The organism is Dethiosulfovibrio peptidovorans, from assembly GCA_002748665.1.
GTDB lineage: Bacteria > Synergistota > Synergistia > Synergistales > Dethiosulfovibrionaceae > Dethiosulfovibrio > Dethiosulfovibrio peptidovorans_A.
This window is the reverse complement of sequence record PDTB01000018.1, coordinates 116,124-135,446: the sequence shown is the minus strand read 5'-3', so window position 1 is coordinate 135,446 and position 19,323 is coordinate 116,124. Positions and strand designations below refer to the sequence as shown.

The window sequence follows — 19,323 nt, the reverse complement described above, 5'->3', positions numbered from 1 at the left end:
CATCTCGACGGGAAATCACCGAACCTGATAGACGTGACCGGTCACGGCCAGAAGAAATGAATCACGCCCCCAACCACCATCGAGTTTCACCGTCCCAGGCGAACAGCTCCCGTCCCTGAAAAAGATCAACCTCTCTGGAAACAGGTGCCATTCACCCTGTGGCAGGTGAGTACCTATGGGGACGGGGTTCCCGGAGGCATCCGAGAGGGACAAAGCCCCCTCCTGTACCGAGAGGAACAAGGGCCCGCCGTCCAGAGCAATCGACCGGGCCTGAGCCAGATATCGATTCAAAGACACCAGAGGATCGGGATCCTGAGGGGCCAGCCTGGCCACAGAGATAGCTGCCAAAAACCCCACGAGAACTACAACCAGCAGGATCTCAAAAAGGGTAAATCCCCGACGCCGCCCGATCATCTTAATCCCAGTTTGCGATATCCTTGCCGTCAGCCTCTCCGCCTTCTTCGCCATCAGGCCCACAGGAAAAAAGATCGAACTCGCCGTGATCACCAGGCTGACGATATATAAAAGCCTTGCCCCAAGGATCGAGAGGGAGCTTTTTCATATAGCCCTCATTCCTCCAACGACGAGGCTCTGGGGAGGTCGTCGGCTTGGTGATCAGGGCCTCCAGTCCTTGCTCCGTGGTAGGATACATACCGTTATCGAGTTTATACATATCGAGAGCTTGCTCGATTTCCCTGATCTGCACCTCCGTGGCGGTCCTTTTAGCCTCTTCACCCCTACCGATGACCCTGGGAGCCACCAAAGTGGCCAAGAGTCCGATGATGACCACTACTACCAAAATTTCTACAAGGGTAAATCCACTACGTTTTTTCACTATACATCCTCCTTGAAGGTTGATAATCATCAAAACCCATTATCGAACAAAACTGGAGATATCGAAAATAGGCAGCAGGATCGCCACAACGACGAAACCCACGACTGCCCCGAGAAACAGTACCATAGCCGGCTCGATCAGGTGCGTCATCCGATCCATACTCGACTTGGCCCGGTCCCATCGAACCTCGGCCACATGCTCTAACGATCCTGGGAGATCACCACCGACCTCCCCTACTCGTATGAAGTAGACGAGATCCTCATCGAAACTTCCGTCTTTTTCGAGAGCCTTCTCGAATCGAAGGCCTCCCTTAATCTGATCAGCAACAGAAAGCCATCGATCCTTCTGAGGATCGAGCACAGCACTCATACGAAGCGCCTGAACTAGAGGGATCCCCGATCGAAGGAGCGACGCCTGGTTGGACACCACCAACGAAAGGATGAGATTCTCCCGAATACCCTGAAAAAAGGGAAGCCGAAGGTGTATTCGTCCCGTCTTGACCAGAACAAACAACACTAATATGCTCAAAAGCGCCGGAACACCCAGAAATCGCACTCCCCTCGAAACAGCCATGAGGATGCGAGTCGGTAGAGGCAGAGCTTGCCCCATATCGGAGAAGAGAACGGCCACCTTGGGAACCACGTAGGCCATAAGGAAAGCCACCACACCCAGGCCCACGACCATCATGATGATAGGGTAGGTCATGGCGTTCTGGAGGCGGCGTCTCAAGGACGCCTGCATGGAGAAAAGCCCCACAGCCTGTTTCAAAACCTGATCCAATGTGCCTCCCCGTTCGCCCGATTCCAGCATGCAACAGAGGTTTTCGTCGAAACACCTGGTCTCCCGAAGAGCGGCCGAAAGACGACGCCCCCCTTCCACAGCTTGCCGAAGAGATCCGTAGAGAAGCCCCAGATGCTTTCCTCCCTGTTTTTCCAAAAGTCTCAAGACCTCGATCAGGGGGAGTCCTGCTCTCAGATACGTGGACAGGGATCGGCAGAAATTTTCATGATCCTCTAAGGACAAAAGTTTACTGTATTTTTTCCCTACTGAGACCTCTTCCTCGGCCATCTCGACCACCACCAGCCCCTGCACTGCCAAGGCTTCAGCGGCCTGTTGACTCCCAGGGGCATCTATTCTGCCTTTTTTGAGAGCCCCTTTCGGATCATAAGCACTATATCGATAGGCAGGCATTTACGATTCCCCGGCAACACGGATCAATTCTTCAGGAGAGGTCGTACCCTGATCGACCAAGGACAGTCCTATTTCCCAAAGAGTTCTGAAACCCTGGGGCTTGGCCAGATCTCGCATCTCTCGAGCCGAGGCGTTTCGAGCAACAGCTTCCTTGAGTCCATCGTCCATGAGGAGCTGCTCATAGATACCGACCCGACCTCGGTAGCCGGTCCCTGCACACTGAGGACACCCTTCAGCCCCCCAAGCGTGGTTCACACCCTGGCGTCTCAGCATAGACGGGACATCAACGGAGCGCCGACAGTAGGGACAGAGCCGCCGAACCAGCCTCTGAGCGATGACCCCTACCAGAGATCCCGCCACCAGATAGGGCTCCACCTCCATATCCACCAAACGAGCTACCGCACTGATTGAGTCGTTGGTATGAAGGGTAGAGAGCACCAGATGCCCCGTCAAGGAGGCCTGAACTCCAATATGAGCCGTATCGAAATCCCTCATCTCTCCGATCATGACGATGTCGGGATCCTGCCGAAGGATAGATCGAAGGGCCGAGGCAAAGGTCATCCCAGCCTTTTCGTTCACCTGGATCTGGGCTACACCGGGGAGGTCGTACTCTACCGGGTCCTCCACGGTGATTACGTTCACCGACGGCTTGGCTAGTTCCTGAAGAATAGCATAGAGACTGGTTGACTTACCTGAGCCCGTAGGTCCCGTGAAGAGGATCATTCCGTAGGGATTGGATATGATACGCTCCATGAGACCGAGCTCTCTATCGTCCATTCCCAGCTCCCTCAGGGTAAGAACGCCGCTTCCTTTATCCAGAAGCCGAAGAGCTATTCTCTCGCCATGCTGGGTCGGGATGGAGTTAACCCGAATGTCTACAGCCCGACCGCCTACAGTGATGCCAATACGACCATCCTGAGGAGTCATGTGTTCGGCGATGTCCATCCTGGCCATAACCTTGAGCCGGCTCACCAGAGGAGCTTGGTGGCTCCGAGGAAGGGTCAGCCGATCCCGCAGAACTCCGTCTGTCCGAAATCGGACCACAACCGAATCCTCATAGGGCTCAACGTGAATATCAGTAGCCCGTTGCTTCATGGCGTCCACGAAGAGACCGTTGACCAAACGAATAACCGGGACGTCCACCGAGTCGCTCAGGACATCCTCCCGAGCCAAGGCATCAACGTCGTCGATGCCCTCCATGTCTCTCACCGCATCGTCGGCCATGCCACTCTTGAGGTCATAGAGTTCGTTAAGTCTCTGGACAATAGCCGAGACCTCAAATATCTCCACGTCCACCACGGCTCCCAAAGCATATCCCAAAGCCTGAGCCCTGTCATACCGATCCAGAGACGGAACGGCGACGATGAGCAGGTCATGCTCCCACCTAATAGGAAGAATTCCGTCGGCCCGAAGGCCATCCAAGCTCACCGTATCAGGCAGGATGTCAGCGATAGCCGACGCTGAAGGGAGTCCCTCCGATTGGGATGTCTGAGGAGCCTCCTTAGTCATTCTGGCTTCTCACCGCCTTTTTGTACATCTGATGGAATCGACGGTTGATCTCGATCTCAGAGCGACTGAGGCCATGATCCTGAGATACGGATATAGCCTCGCTCATCTGGGCAGCCTTTTCAGGGGTCTCAAGGATGTAGGGGGTCAAGAAAACCATGAGCTCAATTTTTTCTCTTTGTTTAACCGAGCTCTTGAACAACTCACCTACCAAGGGGATATAGGACAGCAGAGGTACCCTATGGCGAAGACTTTTTTCAGCCTCCTTTACCAGACCACCCAAAACGATGGTCTCACCGTTACGAACCTGAACCGAGGTTTTGATCTCGCGCTTAGCTGTTACGGGAGTCGTACTGGTCATGGCGCTCAAGACATCTTCAGTGCTCTGTTCAATATCCAAAGCGACCAAGTTGCCGCTCCTGATGTGGGGAGTGATCTTGAGTTTAAGCCCCGTATCCTTATACTCGTAGCTATTCTGCACAGCGCTGGGGTTGTTTACCTCTGCGGTAGAGGCCTTCATCTGAGGAATAACCTGCCCCACCAACAGAGAACTTTCCTTGTTGTCGGTACACATGAGTCTGGGCATGGAAAGGACGTTGATGGCGTCGTACTTGCGCAACAACTGGACATATGCAAAGATCAAGGCGTTCCCCGAGTAGTTCGTCACCTTCTCTCGAATCTGCTTGTTCGGGTTGTTCGGGTCGGTGACCCACTGCCACTCCTCTTTTTTGCTCAGATCCTTGAACCAGTCAACAAAGGTAGCGGGCACACCCGAGGACCCTCCGAGAGCGGCATTAGCCGCGTAAACAGCGTTACCCGAGATCTGACCACCCCAGGTTGCCCAGTCAATACCGGCGTTTTTCAGGTTAGTCAGATTGACCTCAGCGATAAGTCCCCGAACCATGACCTGTTTGGGCTGGGTATCCAGCTGCTTGATGATATTCAAAAGGCTGGCATACTGGTGCTCCGGAGCAGCAAAAACCAAGCTATTCGTTGGTATATCGGGAACAACTGTCGTGGGCAAAGCCCCTTTGGCACCAGGCTGGAGCCGACCAGCAACGGCGAGGATTTGGCTCAGTTGTTTGGCCACCGCCTCTGCATCAGCGTTGTTGAGTCGATAGACGTGGAACTCCCCTGAGACCGGAGGAACATCGATCTGTGCCACGACTTTCTTGGCCTTCTCCAGTACCCCTCGATCCCCCACTAAAATAAGGTTCCGACTCGATGAATCTGAGATGGCCACAAGTCCTCTGAATGGGCCTACGGGGTCCTTGGCCAGATTCGCCAGATGCTGGGCCAGAAGGTCCGGCATAGCGTTTTCGACAGGAATTACTACAGTCCTGCGAATACCATCAGGAACATCCAGCGCCCGTGCCAGGTTGACCATTCTCTGAACATCTACGGCCTGGCCCGAAAGAAGGACGCCGTTATCCTCCGCCAGAGGAAGCACTTTCACCAAGTTTCCTGCCGCCTGCTGCAGAGCCCGATGGGCCTCAGCTGGGGTGATGAAATCAAGAGGAACAACTTGATTGACGAACTGATCTCCCAACCCAGGCCCCACCTTACCCCGCTGGGCCGAGTTCTCTTGAGAAGTCCCTCCTTGAACAACTTTATAATAATCCCCCATATCCTGAAGGGAAAGACCGTTTAGCGCCAAAGTGGTCAGCATGATCTTCTTAGCCTCATGAAGAGAGACTTCTCTGGGAGACATAACTGTTACAGACCCAGATATTTTTGGTGAAATTATAACGTTTTTCTGAAGAAGTTCTGACATAAAGCGGAGAAACTTGACCACATCCAGGTTCGTAAAGTTAAACTGCACACGCCCAGCCTGGCGCATGGCCTTAGCAGCCTCAATAAGGTTCTGTTCGTCCTGATCATTCTTCAAGCTTTGGTCGACAGGCTGAGCCCAAACGGAGGGGACGGTGACACATAGGATGAGTGCCATGATAAGCATTACTGTTTTCTTTACAGCCACGATGCATCCTCCTCTAGGGAATGTACAATGTTATAACTCGGCCATCCAACGAGGCCTCCAAACGGCGAAAAGTCAGACGCCATAGACCACCCATCAGTGATAATGATTGATCTCTGGTCTCCCATCGCAACCCATTATCCTCACCGCTGTCTGAAACAGTATGAGTCAGGAGTCCTACCTCCAAGGCCTGAACACGATCCAAAAGCACTGACTCGGCTTGGACAGCTTTCAGAGTTTTCGTTGCAGCCAAAGAAAGACGAAGAGATCCGGCCGCGACGAAACCCAAAATGGCCACAGCGACCAAAACTTCCAGCAGGGTGAATCCCTCTTGTCGTCTACTTGACAACATAGTTTAGCATAATTTCCCGATCTCCCCGCCCTACCGAGACCTCGAACCGGGATCCTCCCATCAGGGAATTAATTGCGTTGGCAACATCGCCCATATTTCTGATCACCACGCCGTTGACGCTTTTGACCACGTCCCCTTTCGAAACGCCCAGCTCCTTCAGGACACTTCCGTCAGTAATGTTCGCAACCTCGATGCCTACAGGCTTGCCGTCGACGAACTTGGGGATAAGTCGGATCTTTTTTAGTTCATCAAAGGGGTTCATAAGCAGAGAGTCTACAAGCTCACGAGCCACAACGCCTTCCGAATCTTCGCCAGCAGCCTGAACCATAGAAGAGGGATCTGAAGCAACTACACCGGTGTACGATGGCTTAGGTTCAGAGGTTATAGCAGATGAGGCCTTTTCCCCCGTATCTTTGTACGATATGTAGACCTCGTAATTTACGTTGTCCTTGTTCAAAACAACGCTGTAAGGCAAAATGTCCTTCAATAGAAAACCTTTATACGTCTGTCCCAGAAGAATCAAAGATACGGTGGACGACTCGTCCAGCCACGCAGCAACACCAGGCAGAGATCCCACGACTTTAATCCCATCGACACTAAACACTCGTTCTTCCTGCGGAAAATCACTGGAAGCGACAGAAATCTTCTCTCCCCGAGGTACTTGAAACGGATCGGCACGTAAAAAAAGATCAAGTTCTCGTGCCCTGTCGGTCGTCTGGTTCTCAGCAGTGGCGTTTCCTGCTTCGATAAAAGCAAGCCGATGAATGCGCTCCTGAAGGAGGACGGGAGATATCAGCATCTGAATTAAAGCTCCCGCCAAGGCCCCCAAGGTGACCCCAGCGATTAAGGCACCAACCAGAGGCAAGAGCTTTTCCAGAGCTGACAGCAACGACGCCGCACTGCCTTTTTTGGTAAATATGGCCACGTCACTTCCCTCCTTCTCTGCTTAAAGCCCAGGTCCCGTCGGGACTGCGTTTCATGGGAAAAAGCTGAGACAGAACGGTCATGGCTCCATCCATGTCTTCAGGAACCGAGATGACCATGTCGGCCTCCAAAATTTTTCCCCGCTCTGGAGATATCGAGACTCTGCCTTGAGCTGAAAGATCACCTGTAAGAGCGACATCAGAGAGGAGGATCGTTCCCGATGAGAGGAGACACGTCATGGCTCCATCAAGACGATGATCGACTCCACCGGGCAACGCGAGAACTCCTCGAGAAACGGTCAGTTGGGCTGTCGGTGACCAATGGAGAACAGACTCCATGATCAGAGGGCGTACTGCCACCTCATCACATCGAAGGTTCCCCATCATTGAGGAGTTCAGAGAGAGACCTCTCATGGTGACGGTCGGGATCACTCCCCTGTCCCCAAACCGAAGAACCTGAAGGTCAGCACCGTAGGACGAGGCATATGACGATGCCTGAAGAAAGGCCAGTTCAGCGCCCAGAGCCCAGGGGATAAAGAGACGGATACCGACAAGGATGCCCGTTATTAACGCTACCGCAATGGCAAGAAAAGCTCGAAATCGTCTCATGGGGCCACCACCACGATCAAACTCATGGAGAGCCGACGCTCTCCGCCATCAGGAACGGCTCGAAGCTCGCCCGAGTCCACGGACAACCCTCGTTTCTCCAGTTCACGAAGAAAATCCAGAGCCTTACCCGTATACAGTCGAGAGAGCTGGACACTCAAACCCTTGCTCAAAGATGAAAGCTGGACCAGGTTATCCTTGAGTCCCATCGAATCCACCAGAGATGAGACGACGACGATGGGGTCTTCTGATGGAGCAGCCCGATCTTCTTTACCTGGCAAGGATTTGTAGCTTTTGATCACCTGGAGAAGTTCCTGTAAACGCCTCTGTTGAAGACGAGATCGGACTTCCATGGCCGAGAGCCCCGACCAAACTGAGGATCCGACGACCAAAAACAATACTCCCACAGCCAGAAGAAGAAGGGGCCTCAGGTTGCCTCCAGAAAAGCAGGAGAGACTGGGCAGGGATATGCGCTTCATTGAGGAGACCACCTCATTTCGATAGAAAATCGAAGACCGCCCCCCGGGATCTGCTGGATGTCACCAAGTCGAATCGCATAGTTGCTCTCGGACTTCAGGCTCTTTTGAAAGGCCTGAACTGACGAGACCTCCCCTGCCGTTCCGATAAGCTCTACGCCATCGGATCCATATCTCAACGAATCCAGGGTCAGAAGGCTTCCAAGCTCTGAAATCGTCCAGGAGCGGCCCAAAAGCCTTAAGGCATCCTCCAGACCAGGCTGCTCAGGCCGGTCTGAGAGTCGTTGAAGCATCCCCTTAGCCTGACTGAGAGGGTCTCGAATCGTGCCAGGCCCGAAGGTCTCCCGATAGATCGACTCAGCCTCCACTCGCATCCGTTCGAGCTCTCTCCGTTCCGACTCGGTTCTGATCAATCCTGCTCCAGTGAGGAGCAGACCAGCCAGGATAAGCCAGAGAGAGAACCCACGCACAGCCTTACTCAGCGCCTCAAGCACCAAGGTACTGTCCAAACCTCTTCGAGAAAGGCTGTAATTCCCCAAGACCGGAAATGCAGCCAAGGTCTCCGTCACCCCACGAACGAGACGATCTTTCTCGTCCGCAACGTGTATCGTCGCTGAAACCAAGGCTTCTCCACCGACCTCCGCCCCGTACGACAGAAGCCATTCCCGTTCTTCCTCAGGAGTACGGCGTGACAGAGGCTGCCAGCGATAGAGAACGGGCTCTCCCTGAAGAAACAAAGCAGATATAATCCCATCGTCCTCAACACAGACGACTGCCCCGTTTCCCTGGATCTCAGCCACCAAGGCAAAGGGCAAAGGCCAGATCGACGATGCTCTGTATGTGGCAACTCCATCCTCCACCAGCGCTCGTTCCTCACTAGGGATCACCAGGGCTGCACCAGAAAATCGACGGTCCTCCCGTCGGATTACAACCGGATATACCTCTACATCGCAACTACCGACCACGGATGTATACTGGATCTTCAGGGCCTCGCGAATGGCTGAGACCGAACCAAACGAGTAATCAAAGGGACGAATCGACAAAGTTCGATAGGAGGCCAACATAAACGGCTTCCCACGACGAAAAAGGGAACCATCTCCCTCAGCTAACCGAGAGACTTCGCCGTTTCGGTACAGCCAGATTTCTCCAATGTTCTTCATCATTGTTCCTCCCAGGATTGTATCGTTTCCTTCGTCACTACGACTCTGTAGGAGCGATTATTGCCCTCCCCACCTAAAGCGGAGACTTGGAGGATCACTAGAAAATAATCGCTGGTTGTCCCCAGAGAGTTGGTCAACCTCGGTCCCAGAGAACCAGAAAAAGCGGGAAGTTCAGCCACCTCCGATAGTTTCGTAAAAGGGGTTTCTGTACGCCGCTCGACGATCTCCTGAGCCACCACGTCGTCGATACCATCCAGAAGAGCCAGAACCTGAGCTGACGCGGTATTCACGTTTACCTTCTGGCCACACCAGAGAGTGAGATACTCACGAAGTCCGGGACGATCCTTGGTACCAGTAACCGCCGACGGGGGGATCTCTGGAAAGAGGGTAAATGCGCCAGGATCACCAGGAACATGGTTCACAAAAAAGTCATTCTCAATCCCACCGACCCTGGGATTTTTGTCCGAATCCATAAAATCTAAAGCAGGCAGAGCCATCTTGGGGTGTCCAACGGCCTCCCATAAGAGCTCCCATGGCTCTTTCATTTCCCCTCGGACGGTCATCCCATCTGGAAGAAAGATAGCTCTCAAAGGAAGCTTGTCGTTCAACGGCGAGACTGTTACCGAGAGCAGATATCGATTACCAAGGGGAATGAGGTGAGTACCGAACCATTTTTCATGCTTACTGTCATAGCTTGATGTATCCATGGCCAGGCCCCGAACGACGTTTCGCACTGCCATAAAGGCAATATTCCGGCTCTCCAGTTCTACACGTCTTCGCTCTAGAGAACGAAGCTGGTCACGAACAAACCAACTGAACCCCACAGCAGCACTCATCATAAACAGGGAAACCAACAGGACAGAGAGGAGGATAAAGCCAGGGCTTCCTTTATCCTCAAAGGATGGGAAACCAGTCCGTCGTCTCATAGGTCTCTCCTCTCCGTTCCAGTGTCATGCGGATAGCCAATGGCATGGCACCCAAGTACTCATCGACCCAATCCTTCTCGACGAAGACCTCTACCCGAAAGGATTCCACCCCCGGGAGGACCAGAGCAGCCTTTTTCAAAGGGAATGTCCCTTTTAAATCCAAATCCTCAATGCCCTTACCGGGAAAGACCCAGCGGTACAATCCAGGGAGGACCGACCTCATGCCCAGGGAGTCCTCTCGAAGGAGGCCATAAACCATCACTCCAGGTGCCAACGACGATTGGAGAACGCTTCCCGATGCCACCACAAGCAGGTCGTCGGCATTGCCACCGAAAAGGTCGCGATGCCGAACCGCCAGATAGGCTCGTTCAGGGAGAAGCAGCTGACTTCGTACATCACGACAGATAAGCCTGAAAACATCGTCCACTGCTGCTCGTTCTCCTGCGGATGATTGGGAATCTCTGAGGAGACCAACCATGTGAGCCATAGGGGCCAAAGCACAGGTAGCCATGACTCCAATTAAGGCCACAACTACCAGTATCTCGACAAAAGTGAAGCCCTGTTGCCGGCGCCGCATCATGGACGGCTTTTAATTGTGTAGGATCCCGGCTTGAGATAGAGAACCAGCTTTTCCAGAAGCTCCCTCTTTTTCAGTTTTCCGGCCCAATTCATAAGCTTGCGAAGATCCTCGGCAGTGGGTTCCTGGTCGAAAGTTTTCATCAGGCGAGAGAGCCCATGGGCCAGAGCTCGGGGATCCCGATCAAGTTCGCCTACGGATATGTAATGGTAGGCAAGTTGTCGTTCCACAAGATCACGAACCATAAGAGAGCTCTCGGCCTTCTCCAAAAGGCCCCGCTGAACAGCAACGGTTCGAGCCTGCATAGCACGACGAAGAGTCACGTCGCCTCTGAGCCCCTGTCCCAAATAGATCAGCCCAAACAGGGATGCTATCGCCATGCCCGCTCCCACACCCCGAACGATCCAGGAGCTACTCAGAAACGAAACAGTCGGTCGATTATCCTGCAACTTCCAGATCTCCCGGTTGACCACGGCAAATGCCAGGGATACCCATAAGGCGTCCTCAATCCGATGAAAGGGACGCGTCCAGAGGGCATCGAACCAGATAAGAAAGGAAAAGGCCCCGCCCCACAGCACTCCATCCTCGAAGGGCTTTCCTCGGTGAGTTAGGATATACCGAGAGAAGGAGACAAGCCACCACATCCCCAGTCCGATCAGAACAACAAACCCTATGACTCCTGATTCGCAGAGCCACTGGAGATACTCGTTATGCGCCCAGTTGGTGTACTGCCAGCGCATATCGGGATAGCGCTGGAACGCCTCAGCCTGAGACTCAAGGTAGTGCCATTTATACTGGCCGAGTCCAACACCTCGAACTCCGTATTGACGAGCCATCGTCCAGGACGTCTTCCAGATACCCTCCCGACCTCCAACAGTGTCAGCGTTTTCGATGAGGTCTTTCGCCTTGTATAGCAGGGCTCCAGAGCGCCCTTGGTTCAAAACAACCGAAATAGTCAGGACAGCTACCAGCAAAACCAGACATTGTCCCAAACGGCGAAGCCGCACTCGATCTCGCCCCATAATAATAAGGAGAGCTAGAAGAGCAACCCCGACCATAAACGACAAGATCGCCGACCGGCTCGTGCTGTTCCACAGTCCCCAGAGAGCGACAGAGAGGAGTCCCAGATTGGACAGAGCAACGAGACGACGCCACCCCACCGCACCCTTCAATCCGTGCCGGAGATAGATGAAGACAGCCCCTAAGGCAACTATAGCCAACCACAGTCCCAACATGTTCTGCTGCCCTGTGTTGCCAATATAATTACCCGGAGTGGGAAGTATGAGCTTGAGAGGGCCGAAAACATCCACATTGTTGCCCACCTGAAGTTCAGCAAACACGACGTTGACCGCTCCGTTCAGCGTCGCTAACCATAGCAGGGGTGTCAACCATACATCCTTGAATCGATTGAGGCACAAAACGTATAAAGCCCACATAGAGGCGAAGAAAAACCACTCCCGATAAAAGGTCGGAACTGATCGAACAGATATCCACAGGGGCTGGAGCGTCACGTAAATTAAAAGGGCGAACCAAACCCATCCAAAAATGTCAATCCGAAAACGAGCTCTCTCGGGGCCTGCCCAGAGCACCAGCGATCCCGTGATCAGAGAGAGACACGCAACAGGGAACAGGGCCACGGTCCACTTCATAATGTGGAGAGTCTGAAAGAAATAGAGCCCGGAGTAGATCAGGTTCGGAAGCGCCAGGGAAACAACGACGGCGACGAAAAACAACCGCCCCTCCCAAAGGCGTTCATTGGATACATTACGACTGTTCATGGTTCTCATCCTCGACACGCCCTTCCTCCATGAGAAGCTGTTTTTTCAGGTCTACCACTATCTCCACGATTAATTCACTTTGGGCCAGTTCCCGAACCTTCCAGACAACGGGAACACCTTTCCTCCTCTGAACCTCCACCAGATTCGCCAGCTGCTGTAGGAGCTCCCCCGTAGGGCCCTCGGGACCGCTGAACGACAGAGCATTGTTGCGGGATGGGCCGATAGGCTGGGAAAGGAGAGGCTCCGGCGTCTTCTCTTTCTGGATGAGTATTCCTTCCAACTGGCGCGAGGTATCGGTGCCATTGGGTTCAAGAGCCCCCCCAGCCAAGAGGTCGGTCACCAAAAGCTCCACCTCCTTGGCCGTGTAATCCAGCTCCACCGCCTTTTTTGCCGCAGCAATCTGAAGGGCAGGAGCGAGACGAATCAATGCTCGGGCTGCACGTTCTCCCAGATGCCCTTCGATAATCATGGCCTGAACCGCCTCCTCAAGTTTGAGGAGACGCAACTTGTTTGCTACCGATGCCTGAGATCGGCCAATCCGACGCGCCAACTCAGATTGCCCCCAGCCTGTTCGATCCAGGATTTCCTTAAGGCTGGCAGCCTCCTCCACCGCTGACAGATCCTTTCGATGGATATTCTCAACCAATGCCATAATCTGCTGATCTGTATCAGGGACCTCGACGATCACAGCTGGAATCGCATCGAACCCAGCTACATGACATGCCCTGAGCCGACGTTCCCCGGCAATGAGCTCATAGAAATCCCCGTTTGGTCGAACGACAACTGGCTGGATCAGTCCAACCTCTCGAACCGATTCAGCCAAACTTCGTATCTCGTCCTCATCAAAGTGTCGCCTCGGTTGATGAGGGTTGGTACGGATCCGAGAAAGTTCGATCTCAGTCAGTTGTCGATCATTCACGTTTTTCGCCTCCTAGAAACAAGTCATTGAGCTTTTGCTCTCGAAACGAGTATGCTGCCTCAGGAACATGAGGTGCACTTCTCCTGTAGGCCCGTTTCGATGCTTGGCGATGTGCAGGACCGCACTGTCATCTTGCTGATCTGGAGGAACATCCTTCGCGTAATACGCTTCTCTGTACAGCAGAGCGACCAGATCAGCATCCTGCTCGATAGCACCACTATCTCGAAGGTCCGAGAGCTGAGGGCGCTTGTCAGTTCGGCTCTCCACAGCCCGAGACAGCTGAGACAGAGCCAACACCGGAACGTCAAGTTCTCTGGCGATGGCTTTGAGCCCCCTAGAGATCTCGGCCACTTCCTGCTGTTTGCTCTCTATCCGCCGAGCTAAGCTCATGAGTTGGAGATAGTCAACCACGATAAGCCCCAAAGAGGAGTGTTTCGCCTTGAAGCGGCGACATCGGGCCCGCATCTCCGTGGTCGTCAGCATGGAGCTGTCATCGATGTATAGAGGAGCCTTAGTCAGCTCTCCTGCCGCAGAGGTGAGTTTTTCCCAATCCTCCCGTGCAAAAGCCCCGGTTCTAAGGTCTTGGAGATTCACTCGAGCCTCAGCCCCCAAAAGGCGTTGGACCAACTGATCGGCGCCCATCTCAAGACTAAATATAAGTACCGGAAGCTTACCTCGAACTGCGACATTACGAGCGATATTCAAGGCAAGCGCCGTCTTCCCCATGGATGGTCGGGCCGCCAGAATATTCAGGCTCCCGACCTGTAGCCCCCCACTTAAGCGGTCCAAATCGTCGAACCCACTCATCACACCGGTAACCGTCTGCTCTGGATTATGAAACTGAACTTCTATTTGGTGAAAGGTCGGGCCAAGGACATCGGCGACCATCTTGAAGTTCACCTCGTTCCTCTGACGGGAAACCTCGAAGATGGCCCGTTCAGCTTCCTCCAAAAGTTCATCCAGTTCCCGGTCCTCCGAATATCCCATCCTGGCAATGGCTGTCCCAGCCGAGATGAGACGCCGAAGTACCGCTTTATCCCGAACGATCTTGGCATGATATTCGGCATTGGCAGTCGTGGGGACACTGTCCATGACCGCCACGATGAATGCCTGTCCTCCAAGGCGCTGGGAGAGCCCTCTCCGTGAAAGCTCCTCCAGAAAAGTCAGGGAATCCACGGGACGGTCCTCTCGGAGCATATCCAAGAGGACCTCAAAAGCGATCTGGTAGTTGCTGTCTCTAAAGTCTTCAGCAGTGAGAAACTCCGAGATCTGGATCAGGACCTCCCTGTCCATGAGACACGATCCCATGACCGCCCGTTCGGCCTCCAGGTTCTGAGGCGGAATCCGGTCGTAGCCGGGGATACTCACTGCCCTACCGATCCTCCACCTTCAAGGTCATAGACGCCTCGACCCCCTGGTATAGTCTGACCGTACAAGGATAATGCCCTAAAGTCTTGACCACATCGGCAATTCTCACGTTTTTTTTGTCCACGTTCACGTCGAACTGCTCCCTGATCGCCTCAACGATCTGAGCGGTGGTCACGCTGCCAAAGAGACGCCCCCCCTCTCCGGCGCTCATTGAGACCGTAACCTGACGATTCTGAAGGTGCTTCCTCTCCTCCTCCGCCTGAGCTCTCGCTTGCTGATCCTTCTTTTTCGAGGAATTTTCTTGGTCCTGAAGCTTATTTAAGTTTCCTTTCGTTGCCTCAATGGCCAACTTTCGAGGAAAGAGAAAGTTTCGGGCATATCCATCGGAGACTTCCAGAACCTCGTTTTTCTTACCCAGCTTTCTGACCTCGTCCATCAAGATAACTTTCATTCTTCGGTCACCTCCGGCCTTGAAACTTCGATCTACAATCGATCCAAATATCTACTACTCCCAATACGACGGCGATCTGGGACAAAAATGGAACCAGAATCACCAAAATGGCTGCTCCCAACCGCCACCCCTGAGCAATGTCACGGCTGCTCATAAACGCCCACAGGACAGCCAAGCCTTGGATCATAAAGAGAAGGCTGGCGATGAGCCTCAGATTCAAGCCTATCTGGGAGAAGAGAGAAGCCTGCTGTGTGGACTTCTCGAAAAAGAGCATGATAACCGACAGGACAAAGGCCCAAAAGAGACTCTTGGGGAAGCGCCACTCCTCAAAAGGAGGCAGGGAGGGGAGCCTCACGGCACCAATACGTTGAAGAACCTGACGGGAGACCACGTAGGTCAATAGACAGTCCATGGCACTTGCCACGACAAGCATGGCCGGGAACATAAGAGGGATAACCCGAAGCATGGTTTCTATCTGCTGTCGAGCACCTCCAGAGCCAGCCCTTCCCAGCATTTCACTCATTCGCTCCACCACAGAACGGATCTCTTCTATGTCGGGGTCGAAAGGGTTAACTCCGGTGAGTTGCGTCAGAATCACCATGAGAAAAAGCTTGCTGAGCAGGGAGACCCCCACCCCATAAAGCATGATATCCACACCTCTATCAAGTCGCGAGGCCAAAAAGCCTAAACCCAGTCCCAAGAGACCAAAACCAACGGCAAAGGAGATAGCTGATGGAGGGCCAGCCAGAAAGGCAACCATCGCTGTGGCGACCGCCAAGGATACAAACGCCATGCGAGAACTGTGCCTCAGTCCCAAGATAACCAAGGGTGCAGGACACAGAAGAGAGAAGACGACACCCACCATCGGAAGGAACCGAGCAGCCAAAAACAGAACCACAGCTAATCCAGTCAGGAGGGACGACTCGACGAGGCTTTTGGTTCCGTTCATCGTTGAACCAGCTCCAGCTGTCTCTTCGATAGAATAGAATCTAAATTCAACATCATCATATTCGAACGAAAGGCTGTTAGCCACCTTTTGTTGATAAACGGAGGGGCAGAAGCGCCGCTTCTCCCCCTCTGGGTTTCTCCCATTCCCTGCAACGTGCAGTTTTTACTCAGCGCTATAGGGCAACAGAGCCATATAACGAGCCCGTTTCAGAGCAACGGTCAGCTGGCGCTGATGGTGAGCGCAGTTTCCCGTCACTCTACGAGGGACGATCTTACCCCTCTCACTGATGTATTTCCGAAGGCGATCCACGTCCTTGTAGTCCACCGAGTCGATCTTGTCAACACAGTAAAAACAGACCTTAGGACGACGTTTTCCCCGCCGTTTGTTTCCGCCGAAAGCCATGTTCAAGCTCCTTTCATTGAGGCATCAAAGAACAACAGAAGTTCTAGAAGGGGATATCGGCCTCATCCTCGTCAGCACCAGCCATCTCCGATATATCCATGGGGAACTCATCACCGCCTAGATCGTCCCGAAAACTTCGGGCCTGGCTCTGAGATTGGCGTCTAACATCTTGATGACGGGGATCACCATATTCACCTTGAGAGGCCCCTTCATCATCCCGTCGTCCTCCCGACGGTAGAAAAGTGATATCGCTGGCCACAACTTCTGTGACCCAACGCCGCTGCCCCGACTTATCGTCATAGCTTCGAACCTGAAGCCGTCCCTCAACAAGGACAGGTCGCCCTTTGGATAGATACCTCTCACAGTTCTCCGCCTGGGCTCCCCACACTACAACGGGGATGAAATCCACCGCATCCTGAACCTCACCGTTTTTCCCTTTCCAGGAACGGTTCACCGCGACGGAAAGAGACGCCACTGCCTGTTTGCTGGCAGTATATCGAATCTGAGGATCACGTGCGAGATTTCCCATGAGGATGACCTTGTTAAATCCACGAGCCATGCCGATCTCCTCCTCTTCGTCACTCCTGATCCTGCCGAATTACTAAGTTCCGAACCATTCCAGGCCGAAGCCCCAGCAGACGAGCCAACTCCTTTTGCTGCGTGGGATCCAGGTCGAAAGAGATCAGAGCATAGTAGCCCTCAGTTCGCTTCTCGATGGGATAGGCCAAACGGCGTTTTCCCCAGACATCGACCTTGCCCGCTGTTCCGCCAAGCTTGGCGATAACCTCCTTGATACCGTCGAGCTCAGCGCTATGGTCCTCAAGATCGGGTTCCAAGAGAACCATCATCTCGTATGGACGCATGAGCGTCACCTCCTCCCTTTGGACATGAGGCCCCCCCAGGGGGGGCAGGGATTACAAACGTGAATTATACCCTATGGTTCTTTTTCAGGCAAGGTATCCGGTGACTCGACAGTCACCCGGAAAACCCTCTCTCCAGGAAAAACGAGGTTGAACTGCTCCCTGGCTAGTCGGGCCTTCCCCTCTGGCGTTCGATAAAAATCCAATCGCTCTCGTGAACGTCCCAAGTCCATGCTCAACGCCACCAAAGCAGCTTCCTTAACGGCAAGTTTTTTCTCAAGGAACCGCACACGACGATGCTCCCGGAATAAGGCCGTCGATATCACCATCAGGATGAGCCCCGTAACGGCCCAGAAAAGGACCCATCTGAGCCGTGGCACAACCTACATCCTCTCCGGCGCCGAGATCCCCAGGATCCGTAAAGCGTTGGCCAGCACCGATTGAGTGGCTTGGACCAAAAGAATTCGAGATGGCCGCCGAGGATCGTCGTCCAAAACTCGATGAGCATTGTAAAAGGAATGAAAATCTCCTGCCAGATCATGAACATAGGAGACAATTCGGTGAGGCGCAAGCTCCTGGGCAGCTTTTTCCACCTCCTCGGGGAATATAGAGAGGCGCGTGACGAGTTTTTTCTCCTCTGCGCTGCTCAGATGCTCCGAATCCAATTCGTTCAAGGAGGGCATGGAGATACCACGTTCCTTCATGTTTCTGGCGATGCTCGCAATGCGCGCGTTAGCATATTGAACGTAAAACACCGGGTTATCCGACGATTCCCGTTTTGCCAACTCGAGATCGAAATCAAGATGGCTGTCGGCACGACGCATGACGAAGTAAAATCGGGTGCCGTCCACACCGACTTCGTCGAGTACGTCGGATAAGGTGACGAACTGCCCCGACCGAGTCGACATGGAGACCTGCTCCCCATCACGAAGGAGATTCACGAACTGAATGAGGACAACGGAGAACCCATCGTCGTCGGTCTTATTCAGAGCTTGCATGGCCGCACTCATCCGAGGCACATACCCATGGTGGTCCGCCCCCCAGACATCGATGGCCCGATGGAAACCTCTGTCGTACTTGTTTTTATGATAGGCCACATCCGAAGCAAAATAGGTGGGAACACCGTTGGAGCGGAAGAGGACTCGATCCTTGTCGTCACCAAAACTCGTGGATCTGAACCAGACAGCTCCATTCTCCTCGTAGGAGAACCCCCGATCTTTCAGGACCTCCATAGCCTCCTCCACCATATTCTCCTCGTAGAGGCTCTTTTCAGAAAACCATCGGTCAAAGGTCACACCAAAACGATGCAAGACCGACCGGATTTCCTCTAAAATGACCTGCCCACTGAAATTCCGAAAATAGTCAAGACTATCCTCCAGAGGCGCCGCCAAAAAGCGATCCCCCTCGGCGTCTATGATCTGACGGGCCAGGTCGTAAATATAGTTACCTTTATACCCATCCTCGGGGAAGGGTGCTCTCTCTGGTTGTCCGAGGAGTTCAAAATATCGGGACTGGGTGGAGGCTCCCAGGTTATCCATCTGAAGCCCGGCATCGTTGACGTAGTATTCCTTATTCACAGACCAACCCGCAAAGGCAAGGATATTTCCCACGATATCGCCCACGGCAGCTCCTCTGCCGTGTCCCACGTGAAGCGGCCCTGTGGGATTAGCGCTGACAAACTCCACCTGCACACGGCGACCTCGCCCCAGATTACACCGACCGTACTCATCCCCACTCTCCATAACCTGGGAGATTACGTCAGCGATCCAGCCATCGGAAAGGAAAAAATTAATAAACCCGGGACCGGCTACTTCGACGCCCCTCAGGAGCTTATCGTCCTTGAGACGCTCAGCCATACGTTCCGCCAGAGTTCGGGGTTTTTCTCCGAAAAATTTGCAGGCCTGCATAGCCACGTTGGTGGCCCAATCTCCCTGACCATCGCGTTTAGGGCGCTCCAGATGAACCTTCGGCAGGTCGTCGGTCTCTACATTTCCCTCACGGGCTAAAAAAAACAGGACATCCTGGATTTTTGCTTTCAAAACAGTCGATACGTCCGCCATCGATATCAA

The 19,323-nt window shown here is 53.5% G+C and carries 22 protein-coding genes; all 22 read right to left on the bottom strand.

Annotated elements, in window-relative coordinates:
- Nucleotides 1-15: 15 nt before the first annotated feature.
- Complete coding sequence (locus CSA35_04425) at nt 16-477, bottom strand: hypothetical protein (GenBank protein PIE54865.1); 462 nt, start codon at nt 475-477, stop codon at nt 16-18.
- On the bottom strand, nt 416-835 hold the full coding sequence (gene gspG / locus CSA35_04420) for a type II secretion system protein GspG (protein ID PIE54864.1): 420 nt from the start codon (nt 833-835) through the stop codon (nt 416-418). Before gspG ends, CSA35_04425 begins: the two co-directional genes overlap by 62 nt.
- A 39-nt stretch (nt 836-874) precedes the next feature.
- Nucleotides 875-2,026: a type II secretion protein F gene (locus CSA35_04415; GenBank protein ID PIE54863.1), complete on the bottom strand. Its 1,152-nt coding sequence runs from the start codon at nt 2,024-2,026 to the stop codon at nt 875-877.
- Complete coding sequence (locus CSA35_04410; GenBank protein ID PIE54862.1) at nt 2,027-3,535, bottom strand: type II secretion system protein GspE; 1,509 nt, start codon at nt 3,533-3,535, stop codon at nt 2,027-2,029.
- A complete protein-coding gene (gene gspD / locus CSA35_04405; protein PIE54884.1) occupies nt 3,528-5,489 on the bottom strand; it encodes a type II secretion system protein GspD in 1,962 nt (653 codons plus the stop codon). The genes CSA35_04410 and gspD overlap by 8 nt, the downstream gene beginning before the upstream one ends.
- Nucleotides 5,490-5,523: 34 nt before the next feature.
- Entirely contained in the window at nt 5,524-5,859 is a 336-nt protein-coding gene (locus CSA35_04400) for a hypothetical protein (protein ID PIE54861.1), read from the bottom strand.
- Complete coding sequence (locus CSA35_04395; GenBank protein PIE54860.1) at nt 5,846-6,784, bottom strand: hypothetical protein; 939 nt, start codon at nt 6,782-6,784, stop codon at nt 5,846-5,848. The genes CSA35_04400 and CSA35_04395 overlap by 14 nt, the downstream gene beginning before the upstream one ends.
- A 1-nt stretch (nt 6,785) precedes the next feature.
- Nucleotides 6,786-7,391 (bottom strand): hypothetical protein, encoded by a 606-nt coding sequence (locus CSA35_04390; protein ID PIE54859.1) that lies wholly within the window; start codon nt 7,389-7,391, stop codon nt 6,786-6,788.
- Complete coding sequence (locus CSA35_04385; GenBank protein PIE54858.1) at nt 7,388-7,867, bottom strand: hypothetical protein; 480 nt, start codon at nt 7,865-7,867, stop codon at nt 7,388-7,390. The genes CSA35_04390 and CSA35_04385 overlap by 4 nt, the downstream gene beginning before the upstream one ends.
- A complete protein-coding gene (locus CSA35_04380) occupies nt 7,864-9,024 on the bottom strand; it encodes a hypothetical protein (GenBank protein PIE54857.1) in 1,161 nt (386 codons plus the stop codon). The genes CSA35_04385 and CSA35_04380 overlap by 4 nt, the downstream gene beginning before the upstream one ends.
- Nucleotides 9,024-9,950, bottom strand: coding sequence for a hypothetical protein (locus CSA35_04375; GenBank protein PIE54856.1), 927 nt, complete (start codon nt 9,948-9,950; stop codon nt 9,024-9,026). The genes CSA35_04380 and CSA35_04375 overlap by 1 nt, the downstream gene beginning before the upstream one ends.
- A complete protein-coding gene (locus tag CSA35_04370; protein ID PIE54855.1) occupies nt 9,919-10,530 on the bottom strand; it encodes a hypothetical protein in 612 nt (203 codons plus the stop codon). Before CSA35_04370 ends, CSA35_04375 begins: the two co-directional genes overlap by 32 nt.
- Nucleotides 10,527-12,323 (bottom strand): polymerase, encoded by a 1,797-nt coding sequence (locus CSA35_04365; GenBank protein PIE54854.1) that lies wholly within the window; start codon nt 12,321-12,323, stop codon nt 10,527-10,529. The genes CSA35_04370 and CSA35_04365 overlap by 4 nt, the downstream gene beginning before the upstream one ends.
- Entirely contained in the window at nt 12,292-13,224 is a 933-nt protein-coding gene (locus tag CSA35_04360) for a chromosome partitioning protein ParB (GenBank protein PIE54853.1), read from the bottom strand. The genes CSA35_04365 and CSA35_04360 overlap by 32 nt, the downstream gene beginning before the upstream one ends.
- 12 nt (nt 13,225-13,236) lie before the next feature.
- Nucleotides 13,237-14,592, bottom strand: coding sequence for a replicative DNA helicase (locus CSA35_04355; GenBank protein ID PIE54852.1), 1,356 nt, complete (start codon nt 14,590-14,592; stop codon nt 13,237-13,239).
- A 4-nt stretch (nt 14,593-14,596) separates the two neighbouring features.
- Entirely contained in the window at nt 14,597-15,043 is a 447-nt protein-coding gene (locus CSA35_04350; GenBank protein ID PIE54851.1) for a 50S ribosomal protein L9, read from the bottom strand.
- 7 nt (nt 15,044-15,050) lie between these two features.
- The gene (locus CSA35_04345; GenBank protein ID PIE54850.1) at nt 15,051-15,992 is read right to left on the bottom strand and encodes a hypothetical protein; all 942 of its coding nucleotides are present in this window, start codon (nt 15,990-15,992) and stop codon (nt 15,051-15,053) included.
- A 162-nt stretch (nt 15,993-16,154) separates the two neighbouring features.
- Nucleotides 16,155-16,394: a 30S ribosomal protein S18 gene (rpsR, locus tag CSA35_04340; protein PIE54849.1), complete on the bottom strand. Its 240-nt coding sequence runs from the start codon at nt 16,392-16,394 to the stop codon at nt 16,155-16,157.
- A gap of 43 nt (nt 16,395-16,437) precedes the next feature.
- Nucleotides 16,438-16,953, bottom strand: a complete 516-nt coding sequence (locus tag CSA35_04335) for a single-stranded DNA-binding protein (GenBank protein ID PIE54848.1) — start codon at nt 16,951-16,953, stop codon at nt 16,438-16,440.
- 19 nt (nt 16,954-16,972) lie between these two features.
- Complete coding sequence (gene rpsF, locus CSA35_04330) at nt 16,973-17,257, bottom strand: 30S ribosomal protein S6 (protein PIE54847.1); 285 nt, start codon at nt 17,255-17,257, stop codon at nt 16,973-16,975.
- Between the two features lie 71 nt (nt 17,258-17,328).
- Complete coding sequence (locus CSA35_04325; GenBank protein ID PIE54846.1) at nt 17,329-17,634, bottom strand: septum formation initiator; 306 nt, start codon at nt 17,632-17,634, stop codon at nt 17,329-17,331.
- A gap of 3 nt (nt 17,635-17,637) precedes the next feature.
- The gene (locus CSA35_04320) at nt 17,638-19,314 is read right to left on the bottom strand and encodes an arginine--tRNA ligase (GenBank protein PIE54845.1); all 1,677 of its coding nucleotides are present in this window, start codon (nt 19,312-19,314) and stop codon (nt 17,638-17,640) included.
- Between the last annotated feature and the right edge of the window lie 9 nt (nt 19,315-19,323).

What these genes read in the sequence shown, in the direction of transcription:
- CSA35_04380 (PIE54857.1), bottom strand. Translation starts at nt 9,024, where the DNA reads ATGAAGAACATTGGAGAAATCTGGCTGTACCGAAACGGCGAAGTCTCT.
- CSA35_04320 (PIE54845.1), bottom strand. Translation starts at nt 19,314, where the DNA reads ATGGCGGACGTATCGACTGTTTTGAAAGCAAAAATCCAGGATGTCCTG.
- CSA35_04400 (PIE54861.1), bottom strand. Translation starts at nt 5,859, where the DNA reads ATGTTGTCAAGTAGACGACAAGAGGGATTCACCCTGCTGGAAGTTTTG.
- CSA35_04375 (PIE54856.1), bottom strand. Translation starts at nt 9,950, where the DNA reads ATGAGACGACGGACTGGTTTCCCATCCTTTGAGGATAAAGGAAGCCCT.
- CSA35_04385 (PIE54858.1), bottom strand. Translation starts at nt 7,867, where the DNA reads ATGAAGCGCATATCCCTGCCCAGTCTCTCCTGCTTTTCTGGAGGCAAC.
- rpsR (PIE54849.1), bottom strand. Translation starts at nt 16,394, where the DNA reads ATGGCTTTCGGCGGAAACAAACGGCGGGGAAAACGTCGTCCTAAGGTC.
- CSA35_04410 (PIE54862.1), bottom strand. Translation starts at nt 3,535, where the DNA reads ATGACTAAGGAGGCTCCTCAGACATCCCAATCGGAGGGACTCCCTTCA.
- CSA35_04390 (PIE54859.1), bottom strand. Translation starts at nt 7,391, where the DNA reads ATGAGACGATTTCGAGCTTTTCTTGCCATTGCGGTAGCGTTAATAACG.
- rpsF (PIE54847.1), bottom strand. Translation starts at nt 17,257, where the DNA reads ATGCGTCCATACGAGATGATGGTTCTCTTGGAACCCGATCTTGAGGAC.
- CSA35_04345 (PIE54850.1), bottom strand. Translation starts at nt 15,992, where the DNA reads ATGAACGGAACCAAAAGCCTCGTCGAGTCGTCCCTCCTGACTGGATTA.
- CSA35_04415 (PIE54863.1), bottom strand. Translation starts at nt 2,026, where the DNA reads ATGCCTGCCTATCGATATAGTGCTTATGATCCGAAAGGGGCTCTCAAA.
- CSA35_04335 (PIE54848.1), bottom strand. Translation starts at nt 16,953, where the DNA reads ATGGCTCGTGGATTTAACAAGGTCATCCTCATGGGAAATCTCGCACGT.
- CSA35_04370 (PIE54855.1), bottom strand. Translation starts at nt 10,530, where the DNA reads ATGATGCGGCGCCGGCAACAGGGCTTCACTTTTGTCGAGATACTGGTA.
- gspD (PIE54884.1), bottom strand. Translation starts at nt 5,489, where the DNA reads ATGCTTATCATGGCACTCATCCTATGTGTCACCGTCCCCTCCGTTTGG.
- CSA35_04350 (PIE54851.1), bottom strand. Translation starts at nt 15,043, where the DNA reads ATGAAAGTTATCTTGATGGACGAGGTCAGAAAGCTGGGTAAGAAAAAC.